The organism is Lacinutrix sp. (assembly GCF_037625555.1).
In the GTDB taxonomy this organism is placed as follows: domain Bacteria; phylum Bacteroidota; class Bacteroidia; order Flavobacteriales; family Flavobacteriaceae; genus Lacinutrix.
Window position 1 is genome coordinate 1 of sequence record NZ_JASJHV010000120.1, and the last position, 13465, is coordinate 13465.

At 33.4% G+C, this 13465-nt stretch carries 8 protein-coding genes and 1 pseudogene; all 9 read left to right on the forward strand.

The window, feature by feature from the left end; translation table 11 throughout:
• Positions 1 to 629: T9SS type A sorting domain-containing protein (locus tag QNK89_RS09920; protein ID WP_340170870.1), on the forward strand; the 629-nt coding region annotated here is incomplete at its 5' end.
• Positions 630 to 790: 161 nt separating this feature from the next.
• The gene (purL, locus tag QNK89_RS09925) at positions 791 to 4447 is read left to right on the forward strand and encodes a phosphoribosylformylglycinamidine synthase (protein WP_340170871.1); all 3657 of its coding nucleotides are present in this window, start codon (positions 791 to 793) and stop codon (positions 4445 to 4447) included.
• A 119-nt stretch (positions 4448 to 4566) separates the two neighbouring features.
• Positions 4567 to 6339, forward strand: coding sequence for an AMP-dependent synthetase/ligase (locus QNK89_RS09930; protein ID WP_340170872.1), 1773 nt, complete (start codon positions 4567 to 4569; stop codon positions 6337 to 6339).
• A gap of 42 nt (positions 6340 to 6381) precedes the next feature.
• On the forward strand, positions 6382 to 6708 hold the full coding sequence (locus QNK89_RS09935) for an AlwI family type II restriction endonuclease (protein ID WP_340170876.1): 327 nt from the start codon (positions 6382 to 6384) through the stop codon (positions 6706 to 6708).
• Positions 6709 to 6790: 82 nt separating this feature from the next.
• Positions 6791 to 7246, forward strand: coding sequence for a MarR family transcriptional regulator (locus tag QNK89_RS09940; RefSeq protein ID WP_340170877.1), 456 nt, complete (start codon positions 6791 to 6793; stop codon positions 7244 to 7246).
• A 1-nt stretch (position 7247) separates the two neighbouring features.
• The gene (locus QNK89_RS09945; RefSeq protein WP_340170873.1) at positions 7248 to 9656 is read left to right on the forward strand and encodes a 3-hydroxyacyl-CoA dehydrogenase NAD-binding domain-containing protein; all 2409 of its coding nucleotides are present in this window, start codon (positions 7248 to 7250) and stop codon (positions 9654 to 9656) included.
• Between the two features lie 5 nt (positions 9657 to 9661).
• Complete coding sequence (locus tag QNK89_RS09950) at positions 9662 to 10855, forward strand: acetyl-CoA C-acyltransferase (RefSeq protein WP_340170874.1); 1194 nt, start codon at positions 9662 to 9664, stop codon at positions 10853 to 10855.
• A gap of 50 nt (positions 10856 to 10905) precedes the next feature.
• On the forward strand, positions 10906 to 12714 hold the full coding sequence (locus QNK89_RS09955; protein ID WP_340170875.1) for an acyl-CoA dehydrogenase family protein: 1809 nt from the start codon (positions 10906 to 10908) through the stop codon (positions 12712 to 12714).
• An 89-nt stretch (positions 12715 to 12803) separates the two neighbouring features.
• A pseudogene (locus QNK89_RS09960) lies at positions 12804 to 13465 on the forward strand (M1 family peptidase); the annotation flags it as partial.

A 13465-nucleotide genomic window follows, 5' to 3' on the forward strand; every position in this document is an offset into this window, starting at 1 on the left:
CTAATTACACATTAAAACTAGCAAGTAATGGAAATAATTTTGGTAGCGCAGTAAGTTTTCCAGCTGGCGCTTCAATAAATAATAGTGGTGTTTATGTAATTGTCAATAGCGTTTTAAACACTAACTGTCAACCTTCTCAACAAGATTATGTAAACAATACCATTACAGGATTTAATGGCAATGATGCTATAGGTTTATTTAAAAATAACGTGTTAATCGATATTATTGGAGAAGAAGGAAATTCTGCAAACTTTGCACAAAACTTAACTTTAGTAAGAAAAGAAACAGTAGCGAGCCCAAACACAACTTATAACGCAACTGAATGGAACACTTTACCACAAGATACTTGTACAGGTTTAGGTTCGCATAATCAAACTTTGAGTGTAAGTGAAATACAATTAAATGATTTTAAAATATATCCAAATCCAATAAAAGGAAATTATTTAACTATTGAAATAAAACAAAACACACGTTTTGAAATTTATGATATTTTAGGAAAGAAAATAGTTGATGGGAGCGTTACACCAACAAATAAAAAAATAAATGTATCACAATTAAATAAAGGTGTTTACATATTAAAATTAGAAACACCAAACGGAAGCACCTCAAAAAAATTAATTAAAGCATAATTTTTTTAAATAATATAAAAGCGATACTACTTAGTGTCGCTTTTTTTTATGTTTAAAAGTTAGTGGATAACTCTAAAATTAAGTTTGTTATTTCAATAACAATATTACTTTAAAAAAACTTAAATTTGTTCTTTTAAAAATAACTTCAAACCTTATAAATAATGATTCATTTCTTCGGAAACCAAAACAGTAAACTCTTTGCTGTTCAAGCAACAAAAGAATTATCTACAGAAACCATATCAAAATTGACATGGCTATTTGGAAACCAACCAAAAATAAATGCAGCGTCTCTAGACGCTTTTTTTATTGGTCCTCGTCCAGCAATGATAACACCATGGAGTACAAATGCTGTTGAGATAACAAAAAACATGGGAATTGATAGCATTATTAGAATTGAAGAATTTAAAGCTTGCACTGTAGATTTTAAAGATTTCGATCCTATGATTTCAGAGAAATTTAGCACCTTAAATCAAGAATCCTTTACAATTAATATCCAACCTGAAGCAATTTTAAATATTGAAAATATTTCTGCCTTTAACGAACAAGAAGGTTTAGCTTTAAGTGCTGAAGAAGTAGAATATTTAGAAGGTATTGCAAAGAAAATAGAAAGACCGTTAACAGATTCTGAAGTTTTTGGGTTCTCTCAAGTCAATTCAGAACATTGTCGCCATAAAATATTTAATGGAACTTTTATAATTGATGGTGAAGAAAAACCATCATCACTATTCAAGTTAATAAAAGAAACATCAAAACAACATCCTAATGATATTGTTTCAGCATATAAAGATAATGTGGCTTTTATTAAAGGCCCAAAAGTAGAGCAGTTTGCTCCTAAAACAGCAGACAAAGCAGATTTTTACCAAACTGAAGAGTATGAATCTGTAATCTCAATAAAAGCAGAAACACACAATTTCCCAACAACAGTAGAGCCATTTAATGGAGCAGCAACTGGATCTGGAGGAGAAATTAGAGACAGGTTAGCTGGTGGAAAAGGTTCTTTACCATTAGCAGGAACAGCTGTTTACATGACTTCATATTCACGCCTAGAAGCAAACAGACCTTGGGAACAGAAAATGGTAGCACGTCCTTGGTTATACCAAACACCAGTAGATATTTTAATTAAAGCGAGTAATGGTGCTTCAGATTTTGGAAACAAGTTTGGTCAACCATTAATTTGTGGTTCGGTTTTAACTTTTGAACACGAGCAAGATGCGAGAAAATTAGGTTTCGATAAGGTAATTATGCAAGCTGGAGGCATTGGTTATGGGAAAGCAGACCAAGCATTAAAAGACACGCCTCAAGTTGGAGATAAAATTGTAATTCTAGGAGGAGAAAACTATAGAATTGGAATGGGTGGAGCTGCTGTATCTAGTTCAGATACAGGTGAATTTGCATCTGGAATAGAGCTTAATGCTGTACAACGTTCTAACCCAGAAATGCAAAAACGAGCAGCTAATGCTGTACGTGGTATGGTTGAGAGCGAAGAAAACTTTATAGTTTCTATACATGATCATGGTGCAGGTGGACATTTAAATTGTTTATCTGAATTAGTTGAAGATACTGGTGGAAAAATAGATTTAGATGCATTACCTGTTGGAGACCCAACACTATCTGCAAAAGAAATTATTGGCAACGAATCTCAAGAACGCATGGGATTAGTAATTGCAGAAAAACATTTAGAAATTCTCAGTAAAATTGCAGAACGCGAACGCTTACCAATGTATACTGTTGGTGATGTTACTGGAAACAATCGTTTTACTTTCGAGTCTAAAACTAAAGGAGATAAACCAATGGATTTAGCATTAGAAGACATGTTTGGCAGTTCTCCTAAAACTATTTTAAACGATATTACTTTAGATAGAAATTATGGTGAGATCTCATACAATCCAGATGAATTTTATAACTATTTAGATCAAGTTCTCCAGTTAGAAGCAGTCGCTTGTAAAGATTGGTTAACAAATAAAGTAGACCGTTGTGTGGGTGGAAAAGTAGCTAAGCAACAATGTGTTGGACCTTTACAAATTCCTTTAAATAATGTTGGTGTTATGGCTTTAGATTATAAGGGTAAAGAAGGTATTGCTACTTCTATTGGCCACTCTCCTATTTCCGGATTAATTAATCCAGTTGCAGGTAGTAGAAATAGTATTACAGAAGCATTAACAAATATTATTTGGGCACCTTTAAAAGAGGGATTACACTCTGTTTCGCTATCTGCGAACTGGATGTGGCCTTGTAAAAATGAAGGAGAAGATGCTCGATTATACGAGGCAGTACAAGCAATTTCAGAATATGCTATAGATTTAGGAATCAATGTACCAACAGGAAAAGATTCGCTATCAATGAAACAAAAATATCCAAACGAAGAAGTTATTTCGCCTGGAACAGTTGTGATTTCTGCAGCTGCAAATTGTAATGCAATTTCTAAAGTTATAGAACCTGTTTTTAATAAAAATGCTGGAGATATTTACTATATAAACATCTCTCAAGATGATTTTAAATTAGGAGGAAGTTCTTTCGCTCAAATTTTAAACAAAGTTGGAAATGATGCACCAAATGTAACCGATTCTGGTTTTGTGAAAAATGTATTTAACACCATTCAGCAATTAATAAAAGACGAACAAATTATTGCTGGTCATGATGTAGCGTCTGGTGGTTTAATAACAACTTTATTAGAGCTTTGTTTTGCAGATATTAATCTTGGAGCCGAATTAGACATTACTGAGCTAAACCAAAAAGATTCTTGTAAAGTATTATTTGGCGAAAATGCTGGTATCGTTTTTCAATCTAAAGATGCATCAATTGAAACAGTATTAACGAATGCTAACATTGAGTTTTTTAATATTGGAAAAGTTACTGAAAGTGATGTTTTAAGTATAATAAACCGAACGGAAGTATTTACAATGACTGTTTCTCGTTTAAGAGATGTTTGGTACAAAACGTCTTTTCTACTTGATCAAAAACAAACTGCAAACAACTTAGCCGAAGCACGCTACGAAAATTATAAAAATCAGCCTTTAAACTATACTTTTCCAAAACATTTTACAGGAAAATTACCAGTTTTAGGAAAAACAAAACCGAAAGCAGCAATTCTTCGTGAAAAGGGTTCTAACTCTGAACGCGAAATGGCAAATGCTATGTATTTAGCAGGTTTTGATGTTAAGGATGTGCACATGACAGATTTAATCTCTGGACGTGAGACTTTAAAAGATATTCAGTTTTTAGGAGCTGTAGGAGGATTCTCAAATTCAGATGTTTTAGGCTCTGCTAAAGGTTGGGCTGGAGCTATTAAATACAATGAAAAAGCAAATAAAGTGATTAATGATTTCTTTAATCGAGAAGACACACTTTCTGTAGGAATTTGTAATGGTTGCCAATTATTTATGGAACTTGATTTAATAAATCCTGAACATGATGATCATGGAAAAATGATTCATAACGACTCTAAAAAACATGAGAGTTCTTTTACTTCGGTTGCAATTCAAAAAAACAATTCAGTAATGCTATCAACTTTAGAAGGCACAACTTTAGGTGTTTGGATTTCTCATGGTGAAGGAAAATTTAACTTACTAAAAACAGAAAGCCAATACAATATTGTAGCTAAGTATGGCTATGAAGGCTACCCAAATAACCCAAATGGCTCAGATTTTAATACAGCCATGTTGTGCGATAAAACTGGTAGACACCTGGTTACTATGCCACACATTGAACGTTCTACATTCCAATGGAACTGGGCAAACTATCCTCAAGGCAGAAAAGACGAAGTGTCGCCATGGTTGGAAGCTTTTTTGAATGCTAGACTTTGGGTTGAAAAGTACTAAAAACACTTTAATACTAATATTAACAAAAGGCATTTATTAATATAAATGCCTTTTGTTAATATCCTATTTGATAATCCTTATTATTTTCATATTTTGCATAGATATATTATACTATTCAAATGACAGAAATAACAAGACTTTTTGATTTTCCATATTATCAGGTAGAAAAATATAATTTAGAAGCTGCATTAGTTACCAAATATGATGGAGAATGGACACCAATGTCTACTAAAGAGTATTTAGATAAAGCAAATGCTGTTAGTCGTGCACTACTAAAGTTAGGTGTAAACAAACACGATAAGATTGCAATTATATCCTCTACAAATAGAACCGAATGGAATATAATGGATATTGGAATTCTACAAGTAGGCGCACAAAATGTTCCTATATATCCAACCATTTGTTCAGAAGATTATGAGTATGTATTAAATCATAGTGGCTCTACTTACTGTTTTGTAAGTGATGAAGAAGTTTTAGCAAAAGTAAATAAGATTAAAGGAAACACGGAACTTAAGGAAGTGTATAGTTTTGATCAAATAGAAGGCTGTAAGCATTATTCAGAATTATTTGAACTTGGAAAAGATACAAGTACACAACCAGAAGTTGAAGCAAGAAAAGATGCAGTAAAACCAGAAGAATTAGCGACAATAATATATACCTCTGGAACTACAGGAAAACCAAAAGGTGTTATGTTATCTCACGATAATATTACAAGTAATGTCTTAAATAGTATTCCACGCTTACCGTTAGGAGAAGGAGACCCAAAAGTATTAAGTTTTCTACCTATTTGCCATATTTTCGAACGCGTTCTAATCTATATCTACCAACATGCTGGAGTCTCTATTTATTATGCAGAAGGCATAGATAAAATTGGAGAAAATGCCAAAGAAATAAAACCAAATTTAATGAGTGTTGTACCAAGACTCTTAGAAAAGGTTTATGATAAAATTTATGCAAAAGGTACTGAATTAACAGGAATTAAAAGCCAATTATTTCATTGGGCTATTGCATTAGGTGAAGAATGGGAACCTTACGGAAGAAATGGTGCTTGGTATGAATTTAAATTAAAAATAGCAAACAAACTTATTTTTAGTAAATGGAGAGAGGCTCTTGGTGGTGAACTAACTACTATGGTTTCTGGCTCTGCACCATTACAGACAAGACTATCAAGAATTTTTTGTGCTGCTGGAATGCAAGTAATGCAAGGATATGGCTTAACAGAAACATCTCCTGTAGTTTCTGTAGAAATGTATAAAGACCAGCATTTTAAAGTAGGAACAGTAGGCAAACCAATAGATGGCATAGAAGTTAAAATTGCAGAAGATGGTGAAATCCTTATAAAAGGAAGAAACGTAATGATGGGCTATTTTAAAGACCCAGAGAAAACAGCAAGTGTAATGACTGGTGAGTATTTTCATACAGGAGATAAAGGAGAATTAGATGAAGATGGTTTTCTTAAAATTACTGGTAGAAAAAAAGAAATGTTTAAAACCTCTGGTGGAAAATATGTAATACCAACACTTTTAGAAAACGAATTAAAACAATCAAGATTTATAGAACAAATAATGGTTGTTGGTGAAGGCGAAAAAATGCCTGCTGCAATTATTCAGCCTAACTTCGAATTTATACAAGAATGGATAGATAGAAAAAAGAAAAACATAGGTAAATCTGGTCAAGAAATAGTAAACTCTCAAGAAATTATAAATCGTATTCAGCGTGAAGTAGACACATACAACAAGAAATTTGGAAAATGGGAACAAATAAAACGTTTTGAACTTACAGCAGAAGTGTGGTCTATAGATGGTGGACACCTTACACCAACCATGAAAATGAAACGCAAAATAATAAAAGAGATTTATCAAGAACTTTATGATAAAATTTATCGTTCGTAATTTAAAAGTAAACCAATAAGTACTCTCTATTGCTCTCCTGATATTCTTTTATTTATTGATAATATGATAATAGTTGTTGAACTCACAACAATAAAAGCAAAATCACAACAATGGTCTGCCGAAGGAGCGTCAGTTCCTGACCACATTAGATTATTAGAGGAAAAATATCCTGACAAAAAGATTTTCGTACTTTATTTAGCTCCTTTAATACACGAAGAAAGAGTAACGAAAGGTATGCTTTCAAGATTAAAAGATTATGAATCAAAATTACACTGTTTAAAAATTGAGGCGTTTTTAAATTACTCTAGTAACTTTGTTCTAAAGTGTAATCCGTCAAACCAAAGTGGACTGTTTAGTGTAAAATTCTAGTATATAGTTTTTGTTAATTTACTATGCATGCATAATAAATTTTTACTATATTTGAATTCTGCTTTAAAGAATTTAAATTTTGATGAAAGATAAAACCATAGACTATTTACTACGTACAACATGGTTAGCTGTAAATAAAATGTATAACGAAGAAGCTGCCAAATTTGATACTACTATGGCAACTGGTTTTACTTTATTAAGTATTGATCCAGAAAATGGAACACCTTCTACTTCCCTAGGTCCTATTATGGGAATGGAAGCCACTAGCCTATCTCGTATTCTTAAAAAAATGGACGAACTTGGTTTAATAGAACGTAAACCAAATCCAGAAGATGGACGTGGTGTCCTTATTTATTTAACAGACTTTGGAAGGGAAAAAAGAGAATATTCAAGAGAAAGAGTCTTAACATTCAACAATACCATTAAAAAACATGTGTCTGAAGAAAAACTTAAACATTTTCAAGAAGTTACAAATACAATTAACGAATTGATTTCAAACAAGAAAATATACAACCAAAAAGAACACATTTTAAAATAAGATGAGCAAACGTAGAATAAAAAAAATAGCCATTATTGGTTCAGGAATTATGGGAAGCGGTATCGCTAGCCACTTCGCCAATATAGGAGTTGATGTTTTATTATTAGACATCGTTCCTAGAGAACTAAACGACAAAGAAAAAGCTAAAGGCTTAACTTTAGAAAACAAAGTTGTAAGAAATAGATTAGTAAATGAGGCGTTAACTGCTTCAATAAAATCTAAACCTGCACCACTCTACCATAATTCTTTTGCTAGTAGAATTACTACAGGAAACCTAGACGATGACATCGCCAAAGTAAAAGATGCAGATTGGATTATGGAAGTTGTAGTAGAAAGACTAGACATAAAACAACAAGTTTTCGAAAAACTAGAAAAATATAGAACACCAGGCACTCTAATTACATCTAACACTTCTGGTATTCCTATAAAGTTTATGAGCGAAGGACGAAGCGACGATTTCCAGAAGCATTTCTGTGGAACCCACTTCTTTAATCCTGCGCGTTACTTAAAATTATTTGAAATCATTCCTGGTCCTAGAACAGATCAAGCTGTTTTAGATTTCTTAGATGGTTACGGAGAACAATTCTTAGGAAAAACATCTGTTATAGCTAAGGATACGCCTGCATTTATTGGAAATCGAATTGGTATTTTCAGTATTCAAAGTCTATTTCACGCTGTTAAAGAATTAGATTTAACAGTAGAAGAAGTTGATAAATTATCAGGACCAGTTATTGGTCGCCCAAAATCAGCAACCTTTAGAACTGTAGATGTTGTTGGTTTAGATACTTTAGTTCATGTTGCAAATGGAATTTACGACAATTGCAAAAATGACGAACGTTTAGAACTCTTTAAGTTACCAGGTTTCATCAATTCTATGATGGAAAACAAATGGTTAGGGAGTAAAACTGGACAAGGGTTTTATAAAAAAGTTAGAAACGATAATGGGTCTTCAGAAATATTAACCTTAGATCTTAATACTTTAGAATACCGTCAAGCTAAACGTGCAAAATTTGCGACTTTAGAATTGACAAAAACTATTGATCGCGTTGCAGATCGTTTTAAAGTATTAGTAAAAGGAAAAGATAAAGCAGGAGAATTCTATAGAAAGAGTTTTTCAGCATTGTTCGCTTATGTTTCTAATCGTATTCCAGAAATCACTAATGAACTCTACAAAATTGACGATGCGATGAAAGCTGGTTTTGGTTGGGAACATGGTCCTTTCCAAATCTGGGATGCTATTGGTGTTGAAAAAGGAATTGAGATGATGAAAGCTGAAGGTATAGCACCTGCAGATTGGGTTCATGACATGTTAGAATCTGGAAGTGATAGCTTCTACTCTATTCAAGATGGAGCTACATACTGTTATGATATTCCGAAGAAAACACAAGAAAAAATCCCAGGTCAAGATTCATTCATAATTTTAGACAATATTAGAAAAACAACTGAAGTTTTTAGTAACTCAGGAGTATCTGTTCAAGATTTAGGAGATGGTATTCTTAATGTAGAATTCCGATCTAAAATGAACACTATTGGAGGCGATGTCTTAGCGGGATTAAATAAAGCTATTGATATGGCTGAACAAGATTTCCAAGGATTAATTGTTGGAAATCAAGGACCAAACTTCTCAGTTGGTGCAAACATCGGAATGATTTTTATGATGGCTGCAGAACAAGAATATGATGAGCTTAACGCAGCAATTAAATATTTTCAAGACACAATGATGCGCATGCGTTATTCTTCAATCCCAACAATTTCTGCTCCTCACGGAATGGCTCTTGGTGGTGGTTGTGAAATTTCACTTCATGCAGATAAAATAGTAGCAGCAGCAGAAACTTATATGGGACTCGTTGAGTTTGGTGTAGGTGTGATTCCTGGTGGTGGTGGGTCTAAGGAAATGGCATTGAGAGCATCTGATACCTTTAGAAAAGGTGATGTGCAATTAAATACACTTCAAGAATACTTCTTAACTATAGGTATGGCTAAAGTGTCTACTTCGGCTTATGAAGCATTTGATTTAGGATTAATTCAACAAGGAAAAGATTTGGTAGTGGTCAATAAAGATCGCCAAATAGCAACTGCAAAAGCACATGCTAAATTAATAGCAGAAGCTGGTTATACTCAACCTGTTCACAGAACAGATGTTCTTGTTCTAGGTAAGCAAGCTTTAGGTATGTTTATGGTAGGTACAGATTCTATGAAAGACTCTAAATACATTAGTGAACACGATATGAAAATCGCTAACAAATTAGCTTACGTTATGGCTGGTGGTGATTTATCAGAACCAATTAAAGTAAGTGAGCAATATCTATTAGATATCGAGCGTGAAGCTTTCCTTTCGCTTTGTACAGAGCGTAAGACTTTAGAAAGAATTCAACACATGTTAACCAAAGGAAAACCTTTAAGAAACTAACAAAAATGAAAACAGCATATATAGTAAAAGCATATAGAACCGCAGTTGGTAAAGCTCCAAAAGGCGTGTTCCGCTTTAAAAGAACAGATGAATTAGCAGCAGAAACCATCAAATTTATGATGAAAGAATTGCCAGGTCTAGACCCAAAACGTATTGATGATGTTATCGTTGGTAACGCAATGCCTGAAGGTGCTCAAGGATTAAATATGGCACGTTTAATCTCTTTAATGGGATTAGAAGTGATTGATGTTCCTGGAGTGACTGTTAATCGTTTTTGCTCTTCAGGAGTAGAAACTATCGGTATAGCTACAGCAAAAATTCAAGCTGGAATGGCAGATTGTATTATCGCAGGTGGAGCAGAAAGTATGAGTAGCGTGCCAATGACCGGCTTTAAACCAGAATTGAATTATGATGCTATTGTTAAAGGTGGCCACGAAGATTATTATTGGGGAATGGGAAATACTGCAGAAGCAGTAGCCAACCAATTCAAAATATCTCGTGAAGATCAAGATGAATTTGCATACCATTCTCATATGAAAGCCTTAAGAGCTTTAAAAGAAGATCGTTTTCAAGATCAAATTGTACCGATAGAAGTTGAACAAACTTATATTGATGCCAATGGGAAGAAATCAACAAAATCATATACAGTTATTAAAGATGAAGGTCCTCGTGCAGGAACAAGCAAAGAAGCTTTAGCTAAATTACGTGCAGTGTTTGCTGCTGGTGGTAGCGTTACAGCTGGAAACTCATCACAAATGAGTGATGGGGCTGCTTTTGTTATGGTTATGAGTGAAGAAATGGTTAAAGAATTAAATATTGAACCAGTGGCTAGAATGGTCAATTATGCAGCTGCAGGTGTTGAGCCTCGTATTATGGGAATTGGACCAGTGAAGGCTATTCCGAAAGCATTAAAACAAGCCGGTTTAAAACAAGATGAATTATCTTTAATTGAATTAAATGAAGCCTTTGCTTCTCAATCTCTAGCAGTTATTCGCGAATTAAACTTGAATCCTGATATTATAAATGTAAATGGTGGTGCTATTGCTTTAGGACACCCATTAGGATGTACAGGAGCTAAATTATCTGTACAACTTTTTGATGAAATGCGTAAGCGTGACATGAAAGGGAAATATGGTGCAGTAACTATGTGCGTTGGTACAGGACAAGGTGCTTGTGGAATATTTGAATTTCTTAACTAGAATCAAGACAAAAAACAAAGAAAAAAGAACAATAAGATTATAATATAGTTATGGCAACAAAAGACAAAGAATTATTAAGAGGTGGACAGTTTCTTGTAAAAGAAACAAATTGCGAAGATGTTTTTACTCCTGAAGATTTTTCAGAAGAACAAACAATGATGAAGGATGCAGTTATGGAATTTAATAATCGTGAAATCATTCCTCATAAAGCCCGTTTTGAGGCTAAAGACTATGCATTAACAGAAGATGTTATGCGTAAAGCCGGAGAACTTGGTTTTTTAGGCGTTGCTGTTCCTGAAGCGTATGATGGTTTAGGAATGGGATTTGTATCTACATGTTTAACATGCGACTATATTTCGTCTGGTACAGGTTCTTTTAGTACTGCTTTTGGTGCACATACAGGAATTGGCACAATGCCAATTACATTATATGGTACAGAAGAGCAAAAACAAAAATACGTACCAAAATTAGTAACTGGTGAATGGTTTGGAGCCTATTGCTTAACAGAACCTGGAGCGGGATCTGATGCCAACTCTGGAAAAACTACTGCTGAATTATCTGCAGATAGAAAATCTTATAAGATTAACGGACAAAAAATGTGGATATCAAATGCAGGCTTCTGTAGTTTGATGATTGTTTTTGCGCGAATAGAAGACGATAAAAACATTACTGGTTTTATAGTAGAGTACGATGGTGAAAACCTAAACGGTATAACATTAGGTGAAGAAGAACATAAATTAGGTATTCGCGCGAGTTCTACACGTCAAGTGTTCTTTAATGATACTGTTGTATCTGTAGAGAATATGTTAGCTAGTCGTGGTGAAGGATTTAAAATAGCTATGAATGCACTTAATGTTGGTCGTATTAAATTAGCCGCTGCTTGTTTAGACTCGCAACGCCGTATCCTAACGTATGCTGTAAAATATGCAAACGAACGTAGACAATTTAAAACACCTATCTCAGAATTTGGCGCTATAAAAATAAAATTAGCAGAGATGGCAGCAAGTGCTTATGCTGGTGAATCTGCAACATACAGAGCTGCAAAAAATATTGAAGATAGAATTGCTTTACGCGAAGCTGCAGGAAATACGCATCAAGAAGCAGAACTTAAAGGTGTAGAAGAATATGCTATTGAATGTTCTATTTTAAAAGTAGCAGTTTCTGAAGATGTACAAAATTGTGCAGATGAAGGTATCCAAATATTTGGAGGAATGGGCTTTAGTGAAGAAACGCCTATGGAATCTGCTTGGAGAGATGCTCGTATTGCTCGTATATATGAAGGTACCAACGAAATTAACAGAATGTTATCTGTTGGTATGTTAGTTAAAAAAGCAATGAAAGGTCATGTTGACCTACTTGGTCCTGCTCAAAAAGTTCAAGATGAATTAATGGGTATTCCTTCTTTTGATACACCAGATTATTCTGAATTATTTTCTGAAGAAAAAGAAATGATTAAGAAACTGAAAAAGACATTCTTAATGGTTGCTGGTGGAGCAGTTCAAAAATATGGTACTAAATTAGAAGACCACCAACAATTATTAATTGCGGCTGCAGATATCTTAATTGAAATCTACATGGCAGAATCTGCAATATTAAGAACAGAAAAAAATGCAAAACGCTTTGGTGAAGATGCACAATCTGCTCAAATTGCAATGGCTAAATTATATTTATATCATGCTGTAGATATTGTTGAAGAAAAAGGAAAAGAAAGTATTATTTCTTTTGCTGAAGGAGACGAGCAACGAATGATGTTAATGGGTCTTAAACGTTTTACAAAATATGCTAACTATCCAGATATTGTAGATTTAAGAATTGAAATTGCAGAAAAAGTAAAAGTAGAAGAAAAATATTGTTTCTAAGAAACAATTATAAAACAAGTAATAAAAGACTGTTTCATTTTTGAAGCAGTCTTTTTTATTTTTAGTACTTTTAAATAAAATTACAAACCATGATTATAAAGAGAATAACACTTTTTGTTTTTACACTATTTTTAACATCTTCTGTTTTTGGACAAGGTTTAATTGAAGAAAAAAACAACTTCACAAGACAAGATACACTTCGTGGCAGTATTACTCAAGAACGTGAATGGTGGAATTTAAGCTATTATTATTTAGATATTAAAGTTAATCCAGATGAAAAAACAATCTCTGGAAAAAACACAATACAATATAAAGTTTTAAAACCGCGTCAAGTGATGCAAATAGATTTACAACCACCTTTAAAATTAACTAAAGTCACACAAAACGGTAAAACATTAGACATAAAACATGATGGTAATGCTCATTTTGTAACACTTCTAGAAAATCAAAAAATTGGTGATACTAATAGCGTTGTCGCTTTTTACGAAGGCAAACCAAAAGAATCAGTAAATGCACCTTGGGATGGAGGTATTTCTTGGGAAAAAGACAAGAACGGAAATCATTTTGTAGCCTCTTCTTGCCAAGGTTTAGGAGCAAGTGTTTGGTGGCCAAATAAAGACCATATGTACGATGAAGTAGATAGCATGCTTATTAGTGTAAACGTTCCAAAAGGTTTAACAAACGTTTCTAATGGAAGATTGAGAAGCATAGAAGAAAAAGAAAGCACAACCACATTTAATTGGTTTGTAAA

Coding starts and splice junctions, on each gene's coding strand:
- QNK89_RS09930 (WP_340170872.1), top strand. CDS start 4,567: ATGACAGAAATAACAAGACTTTTTGATTTTCCATATTATCAGGTAGAA.
- purL (WP_340170871.1), top strand. CDS start 791: ATGATTCATTTCTTCGGAAACCAAAACAGTAAACTCTTTGCTGTTCAA.
- QNK89_RS09955 (WP_340170875.1), top strand. CDS start 10,906: ATGGCAACAAAAGACAAAGAATTATTAAGAGGTGGACAGTTTCTTGTA.
- QNK89_RS09950 (WP_340170874.1), top strand. CDS start 9,662: ATGAAAACAGCATATATAGTAAAAGCATATAGAACCGCAGTTGGTAAA.
- QNK89_RS09940 (WP_340170877.1), top strand. CDS start 6,791: ATGAAAGATAAAACCATAGACTATTTACTACGTACAACATGGTTAGCT.
- QNK89_RS09945 (WP_340170873.1), top strand. CDS start 7,248: ATGAGCAAACGTAGAATAAAAAAAATAGCCATTATTGGTTCAGGAATT.